An 18,360-nucleotide genomic window follows, 5' to 3' on the forward strand; every position below is an offset into this window, starting at 1 on the left:
GGCGTCAGCCGTGGTGAGTCGTGCCCGGGGATCCGGGCGTCAGCCGTGGTGAGTCGTGCCCGGGGATCCGGGCGTCAGCCGTGGTGAGTCGTGCCCGGGGATCCGGGCGTCAGCCGTGGTGAGTCGTGCCCAGGGATCCGGGCGTCACCCGTGGCGAGCCGTGTCCGGGGATCCGGGCGTCAGCCATGGTGAGCGGGCCCTTGCCCCCCGGCGCCCGCCCGCCCGAAGGCCCCCGGCGTCAGCCGCCCCCCAGCGTCACGCGAACGCGTTCACGCCCGTCAGCTCCGCCGACAGCGTCCACAGGCGCTCCGCCTGCTCCGGGTCGGTCGCCCACGCCCGGACGCCGCCGCTCTGGTCACCGTCGAGGGCGGGCTCGGCGATGTCGCAGTCCTCCAGGTAGACGCCGCCCATGCCGGCCAACTGGGGCGAGGTCGCCGCCCACACCTGCGTGGCCGCGCCCTGCTCGGGGCTCTTGAAGCCCGAGGGGTTGAGCACGTTGCCCCGTTCGTCGATCCAGCCGCGCTCCACCATCTCCGCCTTGGGGAGGTGGCGCTGCAACGGGGTGATGATGCCGCCCGGGTGGAGCGAGAAGGCCCGCACCCCGTGGTCGGCGCCGAGCTTGTCGAGGTGGACGGCGAACAGGACGTTCGCCGTCTTGGCCTGGCCGTAGGCCTGCCACTTGTCGTACCCGGTCCTCCAGTGGACGTCGTCCCAGCGCATGCCGGAGAAGTGGTGGGCGCGCGAGGACACCGAGACCACGCGGGCGCCGCCGGGCTCGATGGCCGGCCACAGCCGGTTGACCAGCGCGAAGTGACCGAGGTGGTTGGTCGCGAACTGCGCCTCCCAGCCCGGCCCGACCCGGGTCTCCGGGCAGGCCATGATCCCGGCGCTGTCGATGACGAAGTCGACCGTGCGGCCGGAGTCGAGGAAACGCTCGGCGAAGGCGCGCACGCTGTCCAGGTCACCGAGGTCGAGCTCGTCCAGCTCCACGCCCTCCAGGCCCGCCAGGGCCTTCCAGGCGGTGTCGGGACGCCGGGCCGGGACGACGACCCGGGCGCCCGCCTTCGTGAGGGCCCGGGTGGTCTCCAGGCCGAGCCCCGAGTAGCCGCCGGTGACGATCGCGAGCTTGCCGGACAGGTCGACGCCCGTGAGGACGTCGTCGGCCGTGCTGTGGGCGCCGAACCCCGAACCGATCTTGTGCTGTGCAGTGCTCATGACGGGAACGCTACGAATTGGAGTGCTCTCGAAGTCAAGCCCGGACCACCCGGTCGTCGCCGGGTCCGCACAAGAGGAAGCCCCGACCGGACGGGGGAATCACGGTCGGGGCGGTCAAAGGGTGGGTATGGATGGCGGTCGCCTCTCGGCGAAAGGCTCCACAGGGCTTCAGCCGAACGATCGTCCCTGTGGGCAAAAGGTGAGGCCCGGGGACACTGTCCCATCCATACCCACGGTCTGTTCAACGGGCAACGACCCTGTGGTGTTCCACCGTTCGGGGCGTTCTCGGGTGAGCTGCGTCACCCGTGCCGACCGGTCGGAACGGTCTCGCTCCACAGGTTCTCGGCCTGCAGCAGCAGGGTCCCCAGCACGGTCGTGCCCTCGGCGCCCTGTCCGGCGTGCTCCCGCAGTCCGTCCTGGAGCTGCCCGCGCAGCTCCCGCATCGCCGACTCGGCGTGGTCGTCCGGACGTGCCCCGCCCTTGGCCGCCGCCAGCCGGTCGGCCTCGGCGTGGCAGGCGTCGCCGATCAGCTGCAGGAGGTCGGCGTACGTGTCCAGTACCGGTCCGGGCGGCGGGGCGGGTGCCCGGTCGTCGTCGGCGGCCACGGTCAGGGTCCGGGTCAGCGCACGGATGTGCCCGGTGACACGGCTCCAGCGCTCGTCGTCCTGTTCCGGAGGGAGTGACGCGGGAGGCCGTCGTACGGCACGCAGTGGGGCGGCGGTCAGCCGCAGGCTCTCCCGGCTCCAGCCACGGGCGGACCGCAGCGCCGCCAGCCGGCGTTCCAGCCGGGCCGAGGCATGCGACCAGCCGTGGGTGTCCCACTCGCCGGCCCGCAGGTCACCGGCCACGGTGTGCAGGGTGTCGCCCGCCTCCCGGGCCAGCGCCGCGAGGTTCTCCCGTACGTCCCGCAGATGGATCGGCGGGAACACGGAGGCGTTGACGGCGAGACCGATGACCGCGCCGAGCGCGGCCTGGCCCACCCGGTGGCCGACGGCGGACGCCCCGGCGGCGCTGGTGCACAGGGTGAACAACGCGGTGGTGGGGCCGTAGATCCCCTGGTCACCGAAGCGTGGCCAGTTGGCGAGGAGCACCAGCAGCGGCATGGAGAGTGCCACGGCGCCCAGCGTGCTCCCGGTGACGGCCAGTGCTACAGAGGCCAGCACGGTCCCGCAGCAGATCGCCGCCAGCTGCCGCGCGGCCTGCACGAGTGAGCTGTACACCGTGGCCTGCATCAGGACCACCGCCACCCAGGGCGCCATCAGGGCCAACGGATCGCCCATCCACACTCCCGCCACGAGCCAGGCGAGGATCGCGGCGGCCGAGGCCTTGAGCGACTGCACGAGCAGGTCGCGCTCCCGCCCCGGTCCACGGCAGGCTGCGCGGGCGGCCTGGCCGACGGCACCGGCCTCCTGCCGCAGGGCATGCGTCGGACGGGGCTGTCGGAACAGAGCTTGTGTCACACCAGTCATCCGCTGTGGGTTCCGTGCGGTCGGGCAGGTCATGCCAGGGGACTGTCCGCAAGGGAGGCCAGCAGGTGGGCCGGATCGTCGTAGATGGCCTGCGCGCCCGCCTTCTCCAGGTCGGCGCGGGGGATGCCGCCGCACAGGACACCCACGCAGTGCACGCCCGCCCGGCTGCCTGCCTGCATGTCCCACACGGTGTCGCCGACGAAGAACGCCCGCTCGGCGGGCACCCCGGCCAGCTCCAGCGCGTGCTCGACGGGCTCGGGGGCGGGCTTGCCCTCCTCGACGTCGTCGGCGCTCGCGGTGGCCATGATCACGTCGTCCGCGTCGATCGCGCGGCGCAGCGCGGACAGCTCCGCGCCACCCGCGGAGGTGGCGAGCACGACCCGCCAGCCCTCGTGGTCGAGACGCCGCAGCAACCGGCCCGCGTCCTGGAGGGCGGGCAGCCGGTCGAAGTACTGCCCGTACAGGGCCTTGTGGGCGGCGCTGAGTTCGGCGTCCTGGTCCTTGTCACGGTCCTCGCCGAGCAGATGGGCGACGAGGTCGTCGGAGCCGAGCCCGATGGCCCGGTGGACGGCGTGCATCGGCACCCGGTGGCCCGCCTGTCGCAGCGCCTCCCACCAGGTCGTCACATGTAGGTGGTTGGTGTCGACCAGAGTGCCGTCGACATCGAACACTGCCGCCCGTTCCATGAACCGCTCCTTTCCTGTCGGATCGCACGAGTACCACGTCAGGCGCCCGCCACTCGGGCCGGTACCCGGCCTTCCCGGGACCAGGCCAGCAGTTCCTCCAGACGCCACGTGGTCACGATCCGTTCGGGCGGCACCCCGCACTCCTGCGCCCGCCCACACCCGAGGATCTGCCAGTCGAGCTGGCCGGGGGCGTGCGCGTCGGTGTCGACGGAGAACAGCACGCCCGCGTCGACCGCCTTGCGCAGCAGCCGACGCGGCGGGTCGAGGCGCTCGGGGCGGCTGTTGATCTCCACCGCCGTGCCCGACTCGGCGCACGCGGCGAACACCTCGTCGGCGTCGAACTCCGACTCGGGCCGCCCGCGCCCGGTCACCAGCCGTCCGGTGCAGTGCCCGAGGACGTTCGCGTGCGGATTCCGTACGGCGGCCACCATGCGCCGGGTCATCGAGCGGGCGTCCATGCGCAGCTTGGAGTGCACGGACACGACCACCACGTCCAGGCGGTCCAGGAGTTCGGGTTCCTGGTCCAGGGAGCCGTCGTCGAGGATGTCGCACTCGATGCCGGTGAGCAGCCGGAAGGGCGCCCAGGTCTCGTTCAGCGCCGCCACCACGTCCAACTGCTCCCGCAGCCGCTCCGGGGACAGACCCCGGGCCACGGTCAGCCGCGGCGAGTGGTCGGTCAGCACCGCCCACTCGTGACCGAGCGCCGCCGCGGTCCGCCCCATCTCCTCGATCGGGCTGCCGCCGTCCGACCAGTCGGAGTGCAGATGGCAGTCGCCGCGCAGGAGCGCCCGCAGGTTCTCGCCGGCCCCGTCCCGGGGCGCGGTGGACTCCGCCTCCAGCTTCTCCAGGTAACCGGGCACGCCTCCGCCGAGCGCCTCGCGCACCACCTGGGCCGTCTTCGGGCCGATGCCCTTGAGCGACTCCAGCGACCCGGACTGCGCGCGCTCGCGCACCTCGTCCGCCGGCAGTTCGGTCAGCACCCGGGCCGCCGTACGGAAGGCACGGACGCGGTACGTCGGTGCCAGGGACCGCTCCAGCAGGAAGGCGATCCGTTCCAGGGCCTCGACGGGATCCATGGCCACCTCCACCTCCAGAGTTCCCCAGGCGCCCGGGGGCCGCACGACGGGCGAGCGGTTGGCCGAGTCCGCCGCCGGGTACCGCGATGCCTCGTCGGACGTACCGCGGACGTACCGCGGACGCCGGGCGCGGTCGAGTCGGTGGTCCTCGCCCCGCTCGGCGGACGGCGCCCGCCTCTCCCTCCCGCGGGATGCGTTCTACGCTCGTTCCATGACCGAAATCGGGAGCCCGTACATCGCTCAGCCGCGGATCATCGTGCTCGGGGTCCAGCCGACCACACCGCCGTTCCGGATCGTGGAGATCGACGGGGAGGTGGTCGGCGAGGCGAGGGCCGTCACCGACGTCCTGGAGGCGGCCGCCGCCTTCGGCATCACGATCCATGACCTGGACGACCCCGACGTGGTCCGCTGGGTGGGCGGCGACAAGTTCACCTGGACCCGTCACTGACCGACCGGCTCAGCCGACCGTCCACTTCTGGTTGGCACCGCCCGTGCAGGTCCACAGCTGCAGCCGGGTGCCGTTGGCCGAGTTGTTGCCCGTCACGTCGAGGCACTTGTCCGCCTGCGGGTTGACGATGTCGCGCGCGCCGCTGACGGTCCACCGCTGGGCCCCGGAGCCGTTGCAGTCGTAGAGCTGGACCGCCGTCCCGTCCGCGGTGCCGCCGCCCGTCGCGTCCAGGCACTTGCCGAGCGCGCGGATCGTGCCGTCCGAGCCGACGGTCCACTGCTGGGCGGCGGTGCCGTTGCAGTCGTAGAGCTGTACGGCGGTTCCGTTCGCGGGGTTCGCCCCGGCCACGTCCACGCACTTGCCTGCCAGCCCCCGGATCGCCGCCCCGGCGGCCGTGTCGCCGGTGGTGACCGACACATGGTCCACCACGAGCTGCTGCGGGAAGGCGGTGGAGCCGTCCGGGTCACCGGGCCAGTAGCCGCCGACCGCGAGGTTCAGGATGAGGAAGAACGGCTTGTCGAACACCCAGGTGCGGCCGCCCAGGTCTGCGGGGGTGCGCCGCTGGTAGACGGTCCCGTCCACGGACCAGGTGATCGAGTCGGGCGCCCAGTCGACGGCGAAGGTGTGGAAGGCGTCCGCGAAGGCCTGGCCGTTCGGCAGGGAGTAGCCGGCGCCGATGCCGCCCGAGCCGGAGTAGCCGGGGCCGTGGATCGTGCCGTGCACCGTGGAGGGCTCGAAACCGACGTTCTCCATGACGTCGATCTCCCCCGAGTCCGGCCAGTTGACCGGCGTGCCGAGCATCCAGAACGCCGGCCACATGCCCTGCCCGCGCGGGATCTTCATCCGCGCCTCGACATGCCCGTACCGCGCGGTGAACTTCCCGGACGTGTTCAGCCGGGCCGAGGTGTACTGGCAGGTGCCGTACCAGCACTGGTAGTTCGCCGGGTTCTCCTTCCGTGCGGTGATCACCAGGTGGCCCTGGCCGTCGAGCGCGGCGTTCTTGTTGCCCGACGTGTAGTACTGCCGCTCGTGGTTGTTGACGTTGTCGCCGGTCTCGATCTGCCACTTCGAGGAGTCGGCCGCGGCTCCGGCGGGCCCGTCGAAGGTGTCGGAGAACGTCACCGCGGCGGCGGAGACGGCGACGGCGGCGGCGGCGGGCGGATCCGCGTGCGCGGTGCCGGAGGCGAGGAGAACGGACGACAGGGCGGCGAGGAGACATCCGCGCAGCAGGCGTGAGGCGGCCACGGCTCATCCTTCGAGGTGGGGGGTGAAGGTGTCGCCTCTTGATTTAAGGAGTGAGTTAAGGGCTCGTCAATACTTTGGTACAGACCAGAAGTCGACGGAAGGCCGGCCTTCTCAGGCCTTCTTCGCCGGCTTGTGGACGGCCCGGCTCAGCCGCCGCCCCAGCAGCAGATAGCCGATCAGGGCACCGGACGTGTTGAGGATGACGTCGTCGATGTCGAAGGCCCGTCCCTCCACCAGCGCACCCTGCGCGAACTCCACCAGCAGCATCACCACGGCCGTCAGCAGCAGGATCCGCAGCAGCCCACGGGTCTTCGGGGCGATGATCGGAACCAGGATGCCGAACGGGATGCCCAGCAGGATGTTCCCGCCGATCTGCTTGAAGGCGTCCCGCATCTCGGGCTGGTCCAGATAGGCCTTGAGGGAGTCGCCCGGGTGCAGGTTGGTGTGGGTCAGATCGACCGACGCGGGCGAGGGTTCGAGGGTCAGCCGGGCCAGGACGACGGCGAACGCCACCATGAACACGAACGCGAACACCATCGCCACGAAACGGACGACGAGGGAGAGGGGATCTCGCCGGGGGCGGGCGGGTTTCGCCGCCCGCTCGTTCTTGGGGGTGCCGGTTTCTGACCCCGCTCGCGAACGTGAGGGCGCCCAGGCCATTGGTCCTCCATTCTTGAACTTCCCTGTGTCGTAGGGCGCTTACCCCTGAACCTCCCGACGATGCCGCCGCACCCCGACCGCCCTCCGGTTTCCCTTCGTACGGTCGGGGCACTCCGGGCTGAGTACCACGCGCGTCGCCCCCGCACGCCCTCGGGCCGGTGTTTGGATGGCGCGCGACGGACCTTTCCCAGGCCGCGGTTGGCAGGAGGTGGCGCATGGACGGACGTTCGGCACGCCTCGCCACGGCCGAACTCCTCGGCTGGTGGGCCGCGCTCGCCGTGCTCTGGCTCGTCTTCATCAGCACCGTGGACACCCTGGAACTCGCGGTCGGCGCGGGTGCCGCCTTCCTCGGCGCACTCGCCGCCCGGGCCGCCCGACGGGCGGTGACCGGGCGGTGAACGGCTGGATCCTCGCGGCGGCCGTCACGCTCGGCGGGGGAGTGGGCGCCACCGTGTGGGGCGTCGCCACCGGGCCGCTCAGGCGCCGGGTCGTGGCCCAGAACCTGTGCACCGCGTTCGCCTGCCCCGCCCTCCTGCTGCTCTCGCAGGGCTACGACCGTCCCTCCTACGTCGATCTCGCCCTCGTCCTCGCCCTGCTGGGCCCCGTCGGCACCCTCGTCTTCGCCCGGCTGCTCGCCGACGACCTGGCCGACGACCCGCCGAGCGCCTGGGGCCTGACCTACGCGGCCGCCGCGGTCGGCGTGGTGGTCGTATCGGCGCTCTGCGTGGCCACCGGACCGAGCCGGGCGATGGCGAAGCTCCTGGTCGTCGGAGCCCTGCTGATCGGCGGGAACCTCCTCGCCTCACGCGCCCTGTCCGGCGCCTTCCCGGAGGTCCGCCGTGGCTGACGCGGTGATCGTTGTCGCACTGCTCCTGGTCGCCCTCTCCGCGACCGCGGCGGTGGCCGTCCGTGACCCCGTCCGCCAGGCCCTGGTCCTGTCCGTGCTCGGCGTGGTGCTCGCGGTCCTGTTCACCGTGCTCCAGGCCCCCGACGTGGCCCTGTCGCAGCTGGCCGTGGGCTCCGCCCTCACCCCACTGTTGCTGCTGCTCGCGGTCCACAAGGTCAGGCGGCGCGGGAAGAAGGAGCACCGCCGGTGAGCCGGCGCGCCCGGCTGTGGCTCGTGGCGGTGGGCGGCGCGGGGCTGGCCGCGCTCTTCGTGGCCGCCGCCCTCGACCTGCCCGCCTTCGGCGGCGACCGCCACCCCTACGGCGACCGGGCCGTCCACGCCTCGCTGGCCCGGCGCACCGCCAACGTCATCGCCTCCGTCAACTTCGACCAGCGCGCCTTCGACACCCTCGGCGAGATGACCATCCTCTTCGCGGCCGTCATCGGCTGCGTGATCCTGCTGCGCCAGACCCGCGACGAGCACCGCGACCGCCCCACCCCGGAGAAGGTCGCCCGCCCGGTCCGCCGCTACGCCCTCCTCGTGCTCCCCGTCGCCCTGCTCACCGGCCTCTACGTGATCGCCCACGGCCAGCTCAGCCCCGGCGGCGGGTTCCAGGGCGGGGTCGTCGCCGCGACCTCCCTGCACCTGCTCTACCTGGGCGCCGACTACCGCGCCCTGGAACGCGTCCGGCCCGTCGCCCTGTACGAGACCGGCGACGCGATCGCGACCTCCGCCTACGTCGTCACCGGCCTCGCCGGACTGATCGGCGGCTCGGCCTTCCTCGCCAACACCGTGCTGCCGTACGGCACCTTCAACACGCTGTCCTCCGGCGGCACCGTGCCCCTGCTGAACGCGGCCGTCGGCATGGAGGTGGCCTGCGCGGTCGTCGTCCTGCTCGCCCGCTTCCTGGACCAGACCGTCGAGATCGAGGAGGGGAACGGGAAGTGATGGACGTCTTTCCCTATCTGGTCGCCGGATGGGTCTTCCTGACCGGCTGCTACGGCCTGGCCACCAGCCGCAACCTGATCCACGCCGTCGGCTGCCTGTCCGTGTGCCAGGCCGGCACCTATGTCCTGCTGCTGGCCGTCGGCTACCGCGACGGCGCCACCGCCCCTGTCTTCTCCGACCTGAAACCCGGCTCGCGCCCGGTAGTCGACCCGGTCGTGCAGGCCCTCACGCTGACCGACGTCGTCGTCGGCGCCACCGTCACCGCCCTGCTGCTCGCCCTCGTCGTGCAGATCTCCAAACGGCACGGCACCGTCGACCCCGACGAACTCTCCGAGCTGCGCGGCTGATGGACGACCTGCTGCCGCTGCTGGTGGCCGTACCGCTGCTCGGCGCCGCCCTGCTCGTCGCCGGCGGCCGCCTGGTGCCCCGGGCCGTCGCCGAGACCGTCGGCTGCGCGGTCTCCGCGGGCACGGCCGCCCTCGCCCTCGTCCTCCTGCTGAACTCCTCCCCGCCCTTCCTGGAGTGGGCCGGCGGCTGGACCCCCGTGGAGGGACACGGCGTCGGCATCGTCCTGATCGGCGACGGCCCCGGCCTCGGCATGGCCGCGCTGGCCTCCCTGCTCACCCTGGCGTCACTGGCGTACTCCTGGCACTACTTCGACGAACCGCCCAGCGGCCACGCCGGGTCGTTCCCCGCGCTCCTGCTGCTGTTCCAGGGCGGCATGTGCGGGTTCGCGATCGCGGGCGACCTGTTCAACGCGTTCGTGTGGTTCGAGCTGATGAGCGTCGTGGCCTACGCCCTCACCGGCCACCGGGTCGAGGAGGCCAGGGCCGTCCAGGGCGCGCTGACCTTCGCGGTCGTCACCTCGCTCGGCGCCTACGCCATGCTCATGGGCATCGGCCTGCTGTACGCCCGCACCGGCGAGCTGGGGATGCACGCGATCGGCAGGGGACTGGACACGCACGGCCGCCCCGACGCCCTGGTCCTCGCCGCGTTCGTCCTGGTCATGACCGCACTGCTGGTCAAGGGGGCCGCCGTCCCCTTCCATTTCTGGCTGCCCGACGCGCACGCCGTCGCCCCGACGCCGGTGTGCATGCTGCTGTCGGGTGTCATGGTCGAACTCGGCACCTTCGGCGTCTGGCGCGTGTACGGCACGGTCTTCGCCGGACCCGGCGGTGTCCCGGCCCCGGAGTTCGAGCGGGCCCTTGTGGTGCTGGGCGCGCTGACGGCGGTGATCGGAGCGGTGATGTGCTGGTACCAGCGGCACATCAAACGGCTGCTGGCCTACTCGACGGTCGCCCACACCGGCCTCTTCCTCATCGGAATCGGCGTCCTGAAACCCGAGGCCGACGACGGGATCGCCCTGTACATCCTCGGCCACGCCGGAGTGAAGGCGGCCCTGTTCGCGTGCACCGGCATCCTCCTCGACCGCTACGGCAGCGTCGACGAGCACGCCCTGCACGGCAGGGCCCGCCAACTGAAGGGCGTCGCGGTGCTGTTCGTCCTCGGCGCCCTCGGCCTCGCGGGCCTGCCGCCCTTCGGCACGGCACTGGGCAAGTCCGTCACCGAGGAGGCGGTGGGCGGCCCGCTCACCGTGCTCTACGTGGCGGCGAGCGCGGTGACCGCCGCGGCGGTCCTGCGGGTCGCCGCCCGGGTGTTCTGGGGCCTGGGACCCAGGCCCGAGGCCGGTTCCGGGTACGAGACGACCGGCTCCGGCGAGCGGCCCGAGACCCGGCACCGGCTCAGCCGGATCCCGGACACCATGACCGCGGTGCCCGCCGTGCTGCTCGCCGGGGCCCTCACCGTCGGCGTGGCCCCCGGTTTCGCCGAGGCGGTCGCGCACTCCGTGAACGAGACCGGATCCGCCGGTGTGGTCACCTCTGTGCACTGGACCCCGGCCGGTGTCGTGCTGGGCCTGGTCTCGACCCTGCTGGCCGGGGTCCTCGCCTTCCTTGCCGTCGCCCGCCCGAAGGCGTTCGCCGCACCGGTCCGGACGCTGTGGCTGCGGCGCCTGCAGTCCGGACACGTCGGCGACTACGTGGCGTGGGTGCTGGTCGGCACCACCGTGCTCGGCGCCCTCACCCTGCCGGGCATGCTCGGCGGCTGATCAGCTGCCGTAGGTGACCTCGACCTTCTTGAAGCCGAGGGAGTTCAGCAAACCCTTGAGCATGTTGGTGGTGTTGGTCTCGGCCCGCTTGGTCAGCTCGCTCTCCTTCGCCGCCTCGGTGATGTGCTTCACCGCGAGTTTCTGCACGGCCTGTTCGCTGTTGGGGTTGTCGGAGAAGAAGTCGCCGAGCCGGTCGAGCAGACCGCGCTGCTTGGAGACCGCGTAGGAGCGGTCGGCGTCCAGCGTGGCCTTGCCGAGCTGGGCGTGCGGGAGGTGCAGGGTTGCGGCCGTGCGGTCCTCGTTGACCGTCACGTCGTTCTTGGCGACCTTGCCGAGGTCGACGTAGGCGTCGACGGCGCCCGCCCCCACGTACAGGGTGCGGGAGCCGCGGATCGCGTCGGGCAGGAACTTCGTGTCCTTCTCCAGATCCACGACGACCTGGAAATTGCCGGAGGCGGCGTCGTAACGGCTGATGTCCTGGATGGACTCCAGAAGTGCGGGACCCGTACGGTCGTGGGTCTCCGTGCCGAACAGGTCCTTGAGGCCAGGGAGCACACTGAACCGGATCCCGGCGAAGAACACCACGAGTACCACCACGACGGCGGTCAGTATCTTCGCCCAGCCGGGCATGCGCCTGGACACGCGCCTGATGGGAGTCGTCATGCGACGGCCCTCCTTCCTTCTTGCACGGATGCCCACGGATGACCCCCAAAAGCCCTGCGCGACCTTCTTGTTGGCTGATTGGGACACTGCCGGGACACAGCGGGGCGCACTAGCGTGGAGAACTCCGCGTACCGGCGTGTCTGGAGACCTGGATGAGCACGGACAGCACGTCCCGGACCCTTCGTCCCATGCACCGCATCCCCCTGCCCGAGAACGGGCCGCCCCGGCTCACCACCCTGGCCACCGGCACCCCGGTGTGGCTCGTCACCCGCTACCCCGACGTGCGCCAGGTGCTCATGGACCCCCGCTTCGACAGGAAGTCGCTCCGGGACGCGGACGCCCCGCCGCTGCTCCTGGTGCCGAACCTGCTGGACTCCCCGGACGGCCTCCTCAACCAGGACGGCCCGCCCCACCAACTGCTGCGGGGCACCGTGCAGCGGGCCTTCACCCCGCGCGCGATCGCCCGCTGGCGGCCCTGGACGGCCTCCGTCGTGGAGTCCCTCCTCGACGACCTGGCCCGGCAGCCGCGGCCCGCCGACATCGTCGAGGGGTTCACCCGTCGGCTGCCGGTCTCGGTGATCTCCCGGCTGATGGGGCTGGAGGACGCCGACTGGGAGCGCATCCGCCACTGGGCGGACCACGCCCTGTCCGGTGGCGCGCACACCGCCGAGGAGGTCGGCGCGGCCATGCGGGAGTTCGGCCACTTCTGCGCGGAACTGGTCGCCGAGCGGCGCAAGGACCCGGGTGACGACCTGGTGAGTGCCTTGGTCGTCGCCGGCGACGGCCTCGGGATCGAGGAGCCGCGCCTGGTGATCCTGGTCCTGGGCCTGGTCGTCGCCGGACACGAGACGACGATGACGGCCCTCGGCAACATCGTCGTCCACCTCCTCACCGACGGGCGGGAGGCCTGGCCGGGGCTCGCCGAGAGCCAGGAGGCGGCCGAGACCGCCGTCGAGCAGCTGCTGCGCACGATCCCGCTGAGCGAGGGCAGGGTGCTGCCCGGGCTGATCCGCCGGGCGGTCGAGGAGGTCGTGGTCGGCGGGGTGACGATTCCGGCCGGGGCGGTGGTCGCCGTCCAGACCAACGCGGCGAACAGGGACCCGGACGTCTTTCCGCAGCCCGACGAGACCGACCTCTTCGCGCCCCTCACCACCCCCAGCGTGGTCTTCGGCGCCGGACCCCACCACTGCCTGGGCGCGTGGCTGGCCCGCCTGGAGCTGGGGCTGGCGCTGCACCGGCTGGCGGTCCGGTTCCCGGGCCTGCGGGCCGAGTTCACGCCGGGGACGATCGAGTGGCGCACGGGGCAGCTGACACGGGGGCCGCGGCGGCTGCCGGTGTCCTGGTGAGCACTCCTAGCGGTGCTTGAGTTCACGGTCGCCCGAGGGCCTGGACCACCACACCCCCTCACCGTGGGTGAGCCCTGGCAGGCGCAGTTCCACCTCGCGTACCCGCCGGGCCGGGAGCTCACCGGTGATCACCCACACCGTGTCCCCGCCCGACGTACCCGTGAACTCCGCTCCTGACGAGGCGAGTTGAGCTGTGAAGGGAGCCAGCGCGTCCAGCGGCACCTCCGCCTCGAACGCGTGGTACGGCTCGAACAGCCGGGTCCCCGCCCGCTCCAGGGCCCGGCGCAGCACGATCTGCGTGAGCCCGCGGAAGTCGGCGGCGGTACTGAGGGGTCCGACGAATCCGGAGCGGACGAGAGTGACCTGGTAGTCGGTCACGGTCGCGCCGGTCAGTCCACAACGCATGCCGGCGTGGACCGTCTCCTCAATGGCCTGATGGAAAGCCCGGGGGAGCGCGCCGAGTTCGGTCTCGTAGGCGAACACCCCGCCGGAGCCGAGCTCGCCCGGCTCGACGCGCAGTCCGATCGTCGCCCAGTACCGGGTCCCGAGATGCCAGGGGTTCTCCTCGCCCGCTTCCCCGGTGCCGCGCGGACGCTCCAGGTACCGGACCCGGGCGGGCTGGAAGTCCGCCTCGACACCGAAGTCCTGGGCGAGGGCCGCGCCGAGCACCTCCATCTGGACCTCGCCGTAGAGGAGGAGGGTGGTGGCGCCTCCGGTCGTCGGACGTGCGTGGATCAGTGGGTCCTGGTCGGCGAGGGCGAGCAGCGCCGAGCGCAGCCGGGCCGCCTGTCCGGGGTGGCGGGCGGTGACCAGGGTCTCTAGGGTCGGGGGAGCGAACTGCGGCGCACGGTCGGTCAGTTCGCCGAGCCGGTCACCCACGCGCAGGCCGGAGGAGAACGTCACCGCGGCGATGTTCCCCGCGGTGAGGGGCTCGCTGAGGTGCGTGACCCGGCCGGACACCCGGGTGGTCGCGCCGTCGGCCTCGCGCCTGAGGAACGTCAGGCGCTGCCGCTCCACCACCTCACCGTCGTGGAGCCGTAGATACGCGGTGCGCTCGCCGCGGGCTGCGGACCGTACCGCGAAGACGGTGCCGCGCGGGTCACCCGCCGGTGTCGTCACGGCAGGGCGGGGGATCAGCCGGAGCAGCCCCCTGACCAGGTCCGGGACGCCCTGGCCGCCGAGGGCGGAGCCGAAGAACACCGGGTGGAAGGAGCCGTCCGCGGTGTGGGCGGCGAGTGCCCTGTGGAGGTCGTCCGGGGTGGGCTCGGGGCCGTCCACGACCGCGCTGAGGATGTCCGGGTCGACATCGGCGAGGGCCTCGGCCAGTCGCCGGTCGCCCTCCGCGAGGGCGGCCACCTCGGCGCCGGGCGTGCCGATGCCACTCACCTGCGCGAGCGGGGCGGCGTACGGCGTGAGCCGGCGCCGGACGTCGGCGAGCAGGCCCTCGTCGCGGGCGCCCGCCCGGTCGATCTTGTTGACGAAGACCAGTGTGGGCAGCCGCAGCCTGCGCAGGGTCCGCATCAGCACCCGGCTCTGTGCCTGTACGCCCTCCACGGCGGACAGCAGCAGTACCGCGCCGTCGAGGACCTCCAGGGCGCGCTCGACCTCGGCGATGAAGTCCGAGTGCCCGGGGGTGTCGATGAGGTTGATCCGGGTGTCGCCGACCGTGAACGAGGCGACCGCGGAGCGGATGGTGATGCCGCGCTGCCGTTCGATCGCGCCGTCGTCCGTGCGGGTGTCACCGGTGTCGACGCTGCCGAGCCGGTCGATCACGCCGTGGTCGAACAGCAGCCGCTCGGTGAGGCTGGTCTTACCGGCGTCGACGTGGGCCAGAATTCCGATGTTCAGGGTGTGCATACGGGGTCGAGTCCTCGAGAACCGTGGGCCGAAGGGGGCACTGGGTCGATTCGAGGAGTCGGCGCATGCGAGGGATCCTGACGTGAGGGAACTCGGACGTGGCCATGATGGCGTGCGCCGACCAGGGCACCGCAACCGAATTTGCGGCGGCCGGGCGGCCGACCCTCGGGCCAGTAGCATGAGCCGGGCAACCGAGATGATCATCCGAGGAGCAGGTCCGTGCGAGACATCGCCGTGTTCAGCGGTAGCGCCCACCCCGAGCTGGCGGCGGAGGTCTGCGCGCATCTGGGGGTGCCGCTCAGCCCTACCCGGGTCAGCCGGTTCGCCAACGACTGTCTGGAGGTACAGCTCCAGGCGAACTGCCGGGAACGGGACGTCTTCCTCGTCCAGCCGCTGGTCAAGCCGGTCCAGGAGCATCTGGTGGAGCTGCTGCTGATGTGCGACGCGGCCCGGGGTGCCTCCGCGCGCCGGATCACGGTCGTCATGCCGCACTACTCCTACGCCCGCTCCGACAAGAAGGACGCGCCCCGCATATCCCTCGGCGGACGCCTGGTCGCCGACCTGATGGTGTCGGCCGGCGCGAGCCGTGTCCTCGCCATGACCCTGCACTCCCCACAGGTGCACGGCTTCTTCTCGGTCCCCGTCGACCATCTGCACGCGCTGCGTGAGCTGGCCGCGCACTTCCGGCAGTACGACCTCTCCCGCACCACCGTGGTCTCCCCGGACCTGGGCAACGCCAAGGAGGCGGCCGCCTTCGCCCGGCTGATCGGCGCCCAGGTGGCCGCGGGCGCCAAGCAGCGTTTCGCCGACGACAGGGTCAGCATCAGCGACGTGATCGGCGAGGTCGCCGGGCGGGACGTCATCGTGCTGGACGACGAGATCGCCAAGGGCAGCACGGTCCTGGAACTGCTGGACCGGCTGAGGGAGTTGGGCCCGCGCTCCATCCGGGTCGCGTGCACGCACGGGCTGTTCGCCGACGGCGCCCTCAAGAGGATCGGGGAGCAGCCCGACGTGCTGGAGATCGTGTGCACCAACACCGTGCCGGTCCCCGCCGAGGAGCGCACCGAGAAGCTGCGGATCCTGTCCATCGCCCCCGCGCTCGCCGAGGCCGTACGGCGCATTCACAACGGTGAGTCCGTCAGCGCCCTGTTCGACGCACCCCACGGCGACGGGTCATGACGTCTCGCGACGGGTCATAACGTCTCGGACGTGGTCTCGGGCTGGCCCAGGGCCGCGTCCAGCGACGGCTGCGGAGGCAGCAGCCGGGCCAGGCCGGTCACCCGGATGATCCGCAGGGTGAGCGGGTGGGTGCAGACCAGGAGCAGCGTGCCGTTGTTTTCGAGCACGCGCGAGCGGGCCCGGTACAGCAGCCGCAGCCCGGAGCAGTCGAAGAACTCCACGGCACGGAGGTCGATCACCAGCCGTGCGTCCGGCTGCCCGGTGAACCGGTCCAGCTGGGGGAGGAGCTCGACGGTCGCGGCGATGTCGATCTCCCCGCGGAACTCCAGCACGGTGTGACCGCGGTCCTCGTGGACGCGCAGATGCCGGGACGGCGGCGCGGGTTCCTGCTGCACGACGACATCGCCTCCAACCGGCTCCTTGGGGGCATGGGGTGCGTCCAAATCACCGCCCCGCCCTGCAAGTTACCCTCGATGGAGTGAATTTGAGCATGTTCGATTGACATATGTCTTCGAATTGCGACCGTCGGTTCGCGCCGGGTTCACGCGGGGCTCGCGCCCCGCTCACGACAGGGCGTGCCAGGCCGTGGTCAGCGCTTGACGCAGCTGCTCGGTCTGGTGCGCGGTGAGGTCCCGCACCATCCGCTCCTCCAGCTCCCGCACCGGCCCCTCGTGCTGCGCGAGCAGCGCGCGCCCCTCCTCGGTGAGCAGGATCAGCAGCTCGCGGCGGTTCTTCGGATTGCGCTCCCGGCGTACCAGTCCGCGGGTCTCCAGGGAGCGCACGAGGTCGGCGATCGACTGGGCGGTGACGAAGGAGTCCCGGGCCAGCTGCGCGGCGGACAGTCCGTCGTGCCGCTCGAGGACCGTGAGGGCCGTGTACTGCAGGGCGGTGATCCCGGACGGCCTGACCAGCTCGTCCAGGTGGGAACGGACGACGAGCTCCACCTGTTTCACCATGTAGAGGAGTGACGGGGGCGCCTTGGTCACCTGTGTGTCGAGCATGGGTTCAGGCTAGAGCATTGACAGGAAACCTGTCTGTAAAGAGACTGCGAACCAACAGGAATCCTGTTTGTTGAAATCTTGGCGACGAAGCTGAGGAGCGGCGATGTCCTCCATCGAGATCGAACCCGGACGGCTGTTTGTGGGCGGCCAGTGGCGCGAGGCCGCCGACGGCGCGCGCACCGAGGTTCTCGACCCGTCCCGGGGCGCGGTCCTCACCACGGTCGCCGAGGCCGGCGCCACCGATGTGGACGACGCCGTCCGCGCCGCCCGGGAGGCCTTCGACAACGGCGCCTGGTCCGGCCTCAGCGGTCGCGAGCGGGGCCGGATCCTGCACCGGGTCGCCGAGCTGATCCGCGAGAACGCCGACGAACTGGCCCAGTTGGAGAGCCTGGACGTCGGCAAGCCGATCTCCCTCTGTCACGCCGTGGACGTGACCAACGCGGCCAACGACTACGAGCACTTCGCCGCCCTCGCCCACTCCCTGGACGGCTCGGTCCGCAACACGCCCATGAACGCCCTCGCGTACACCAAGCGCGAGCCGCTCGGCGTGGTCGCCGCGATCACCCCCTTCAACTTCCCGCTGATCCTCGCCGGTTCCAAGATCGGCCCCGCGCTCGCCGCCGGCAACACGGTCGTACACAAGCCGGCCGACGAGACCCCGCTCAGCGCCCTCTACATGGCCGGACTGCTCCAGCGGGCCGGCGTCCCGGACGGGGTCCTGAACGTGGTCACCGGCACCGGGCCGGTGGCCGGCGAGGCCCTGCTGCGCCACCGCGGGGTGAACAAGGTCGCCTTCACCGGCTCCACCGCGATCGGCCGGCACGTGGCGGCCACCGCGGGTGAGGCCCTCAAGCCCGTCACCATGGAACTCGGCGGCAACGCGGCCAACATCGTCTTCGAGGACGCCGACCTGGAGAAGGCGGTCGGCGCGATCATCAAGGCGTTCGTCTTCAACACCGGCCAGTTCTGCATGGGCGGCCCGCGCCTGCTCGTGGCCCGCTCGGTCCACAGCACCCTGCTCGGGATCCTCGCCGACGCCGTGCCCGGCGTCCCGGTCGGTGACCCGCGCGACCCCGGGACCGTCGTCGGCCCGATGGCGGGGGAGAAGCACCTGAAGAAGGTCGAGGAGTACATCGACCTGGCCCGCAAGGAGGGCGGCCGGATCGTCTGCGGCGGTGAGCGCCTCGACCTCGACGGCGGCTTCTACTACAAGCCCACCGTGATCGCCGACCTCTCCAACGACTCCCGGGTCGTGCAGGAGGAGATCTTCGGTCCGGTCCTGACCGTGCAGCCCTTCGACACCGAGGACGAGGCCGTCGCGCTCGCCAACTCCACGCCGTACGGCCTGGCTTCGGGCGTCCAGACGACCAACCTCGCCCGTGCGCACCGGGTCGCCGACCGCCTCCAGGCGGGCATCGTCTGGGTCAACGACTGGGCGATGCTCGACCCCGCGGTTCCCTTTGGCGGGGTCAAGGACTCCGGCTACGGCCGGGAGTACGGCCCCGAGGCGCTCGACGCCTACACCAAGGTCAAGTCCGTCGTCGTCTCGCTCGACTGAGCGTCTTCCAAGGAGT

General features: G+C 71.7%; 20 protein-coding genes. 10 read left to right on the forward strand and 10 right to left on the reverse strand.

The window, feature by feature from the left end; translation table 11 throughout:
* Nucleotides 1-255: 255 nt before the first annotated feature.
* The 4 genes from ABZT93_RS10165 to ABZT93_RS10180 form a co-directional block, all read right to left on the reverse strand.
* Entirely contained in the window at nucleotides 256-1,215 is a 960-nt protein-coding gene (locus tag ABZT93_RS10165) for an SDR family NAD(P)-dependent oxidoreductase (protein WP_356101645.1), read from the reverse strand.
* A 299-nt stretch (nucleotides 1,216-1,514) separates the two neighbouring features.
* A complete protein-coding gene (locus ABZT93_RS10170) occupies nucleotides 1,515-2,684 on the reverse strand; it encodes an FUSC family protein (protein ID WP_356101648.1) in 1,170 nt (389 codons plus the stop codon).
* Nucleotides 2,685-2,713: 29 nt separating this feature from the next.
* Complete coding sequence (locus ABZT93_RS10175) at nucleotides 2,714-3,370, reverse strand: HAD family hydrolase (protein WP_356101651.1); 657 nt, start codon at nucleotides 3,368-3,370, stop codon at nucleotides 2,714-2,716.
* 38 nt (nucleotides 3,371-3,408) lie between these two features.
* A complete protein-coding gene (locus ABZT93_RS10180; protein ID WP_356101654.1) occupies nucleotides 3,409-4,446 on the reverse strand; it encodes a PHP domain-containing protein in 1,038 nt (345 codons plus the stop codon).
* 211 nt (nucleotides 4,447-4,657) lie between these two features.
* Between ABZT93_RS10180 and ABZT93_RS10185 the strand changes: the two genes are divergently transcribed.
* The gene (locus ABZT93_RS10185; protein ID WP_356101657.1) at nucleotides 4,658-4,894 is read left to right on the forward strand and encodes a hypothetical protein; all 237 of its coding nucleotides are present in this window, start codon (nucleotides 4,658-4,660) and stop codon (nucleotides 4,892-4,894) included.
* A gap of 9 nt (nucleotides 4,895-4,903) precedes the next feature.
* Here the strand turns inward: ABZT93_RS10185 and ABZT93_RS10190 are convergent, their stop codons facing one another.
* Together ABZT93_RS10190 and ABZT93_RS10195 are read right to left on the reverse strand one after the other, a co-directional pair.
* The gene (locus tag ABZT93_RS10190) at nucleotides 4,904-6,139 is read right to left on the reverse strand and encodes a family 16 glycosylhydrolase (RefSeq protein WP_356101660.1); all 1,236 of its coding nucleotides are present in this window, start codon (nucleotides 6,137-6,139) and stop codon (nucleotides 4,904-4,906) included.
* Between the two features lie 111 nt (nucleotides 6,140-6,250).
* Nucleotides 6,251-6,799, reverse strand: coding sequence for a VanZ family protein (locus ABZT93_RS10195; RefSeq protein ID WP_356101663.1), 549 nt, complete (start codon nucleotides 6,797-6,799; stop codon nucleotides 6,251-6,253).
* Nucleotides 6,800-7,014: 215 nt separating this feature from the next.
* On the opposite strand from ABZT93_RS10195, the gene ABZT93_RS10200 reads away from it, so the two are divergent.
* Genes ABZT93_RS10200 through ABZT93_RS10225 form a run of 6 tightly spaced genes read left to right on the forward strand, consistent with a single transcriptional unit; the run spans nucleotide 7,015 to nucleotide 10,740 of the window.
* Nucleotides 7,015-7,197, forward strand: a complete 183-nt coding sequence (locus tag ABZT93_RS10200) for a hypothetical protein (RefSeq protein ID WP_356101666.1) — start codon at nucleotides 7,015-7,017, stop codon at nucleotides 7,195-7,197.
* Nucleotides 7,194-7,646, forward strand: coding sequence for a monovalent cation/H+ antiporter complex subunit F (locus ABZT93_RS10205; RefSeq protein ID WP_356101669.1), 453 nt, complete (start codon nucleotides 7,194-7,196; stop codon nucleotides 7,644-7,646). The genes ABZT93_RS10200 and ABZT93_RS10205 overlap by 4 nt, the downstream gene beginning before the upstream one ends.
* Nucleotides 7,639-7,896: a hydrogenase subunit MbhD domain-containing protein gene (locus ABZT93_RS10210; RefSeq protein WP_356101672.1), complete on the forward strand. Its 258-nt coding sequence runs from the start codon at nucleotides 7,639-7,641 to the stop codon at nucleotides 7,894-7,896. The genes ABZT93_RS10205 and ABZT93_RS10210 overlap by 8 nt, the downstream gene beginning before the upstream one ends.
* A complete protein-coding gene (locus ABZT93_RS10215; RefSeq protein WP_356101675.1) occupies nucleotides 7,893-8,633 on the forward strand; it encodes an MnhB domain-containing protein in 741 nt (246 codons plus the stop codon). Before ABZT93_RS10210 ends, ABZT93_RS10215 begins: the two co-directional genes overlap by 4 nt.
* The gene (locus ABZT93_RS10220) at nucleotides 8,633-8,980 is read left to right on the forward strand and encodes a sodium:proton antiporter (protein WP_020117110.1); all 348 of its coding nucleotides are present in this window, start codon (nucleotides 8,633-8,635) and stop codon (nucleotides 8,978-8,980) included. Before ABZT93_RS10215 ends, ABZT93_RS10220 begins: the two co-directional genes overlap by 1 nt.
* Nucleotides 8,980-10,740 carry a complex I subunit 5 family protein gene (locus ABZT93_RS10225; RefSeq protein ID WP_356101679.1) on the forward strand — a complete coding sequence of 587 codons (1,761 nt, stop codon included), beginning with the start codon at nucleotides 8,980-8,982 and terminating at the stop codon, nucleotides 10,738-10,740. The genes ABZT93_RS10220 and ABZT93_RS10225 overlap by 1 nt, the downstream gene beginning before the upstream one ends.
* Here the strand turns inward: ABZT93_RS10225 and ABZT93_RS10230 are convergent, their stop codons facing one another.
* Nucleotides 10,741-11,403, reverse strand: a complete 663-nt coding sequence (locus ABZT93_RS10230; protein ID WP_328642558.1) for a DUF4230 domain-containing protein — start codon at nucleotides 11,401-11,403, stop codon at nucleotides 10,741-10,743. It abuts the gene before it with no gap.
* A 152-nt stretch (nucleotides 11,404-11,555) separates the two neighbouring features.
* Between ABZT93_RS10230 and ABZT93_RS10235 the strand changes: the two genes are divergently transcribed.
* Nucleotides 11,556-12,749 carry a cytochrome P450 gene (locus ABZT93_RS10235; RefSeq protein ID WP_356101682.1) on the forward strand — a complete coding sequence of 398 codons (1,194 nt, stop codon included), beginning with the start codon at nucleotides 11,556-11,558 and terminating at the stop codon, nucleotides 12,747-12,749.
* Between the two features lie 6 nt (nucleotides 12,750-12,755).
* Here the strand turns inward: ABZT93_RS10235 and otr(A) are convergent, their stop codons facing one another.
* Nucleotides 12,756-14,606, reverse strand: a complete 1,851-nt coding sequence (otr(A), locus tag ABZT93_RS10240; RefSeq protein ID WP_356101685.1) for a tetracycline resistance ribosomal protection protein Otr(A) — start codon at nucleotides 14,604-14,606, stop codon at nucleotides 12,756-12,758.
* 219 nt (nucleotides 14,607-14,825) lie between these two features.
* On the opposite strand from otr(A), the gene ABZT93_RS10245 reads away from it, so the two are divergent.
* On the forward strand, nucleotides 14,826-15,785 hold the full coding sequence (locus ABZT93_RS10245; protein WP_356101688.1) for a ribose-phosphate pyrophosphokinase: 960 nt from the start codon (nucleotides 14,826-14,828) through the stop codon (nucleotides 15,783-15,785).
* Nucleotides 15,786-15,799: 14 nt separating this feature from the next.
* On the opposite strand, the gene ABZT93_RS10250 is transcribed toward ABZT93_RS10245, so the two are convergent.
* Both ABZT93_RS10250 and ABZT93_RS10255 read right to left on the reverse strand, forming a co-directional pair.
* Entirely contained in the window at nucleotides 15,800-16,180 is a 381-nt protein-coding gene (locus tag ABZT93_RS10250; protein ID WP_356101691.1) for an anti-sigma factor antagonist, read from the reverse strand.
* Between the two features lie 168 nt (nucleotides 16,181-16,348).
* The gene (locus ABZT93_RS10255) at nucleotides 16,349-16,786 is read right to left on the reverse strand and encodes a MarR family transcriptional regulator (protein WP_356101693.1); all 438 of its coding nucleotides are present in this window, start codon (nucleotides 16,784-16,786) and stop codon (nucleotides 16,349-16,351) included.
* Between the two features lie 103 nt (nucleotides 16,787-16,889).
* Here ABZT93_RS10255 and ABZT93_RS10260 point away from each other — a divergent pair, with 103 nt between their 5' ends.
* The gene (locus ABZT93_RS10260; protein WP_356101696.1) at nucleotides 16,890-18,344 is read left to right on the forward strand and encodes an aldehyde dehydrogenase family protein; all 1,455 of its coding nucleotides are present in this window, start codon (nucleotides 16,890-16,892) and stop codon (nucleotides 18,342-18,344) included.
* Nucleotides 18,345-18,360: the final 16 nt, after the last annotated feature.

The organism is Streptomyces sp. NPDC005303, from assembly GCF_040607335.1.
GTDB lineage: Bacteria > Actinomycetota > Actinomycetes > Streptomycetales > Streptomycetaceae > Streptomyces.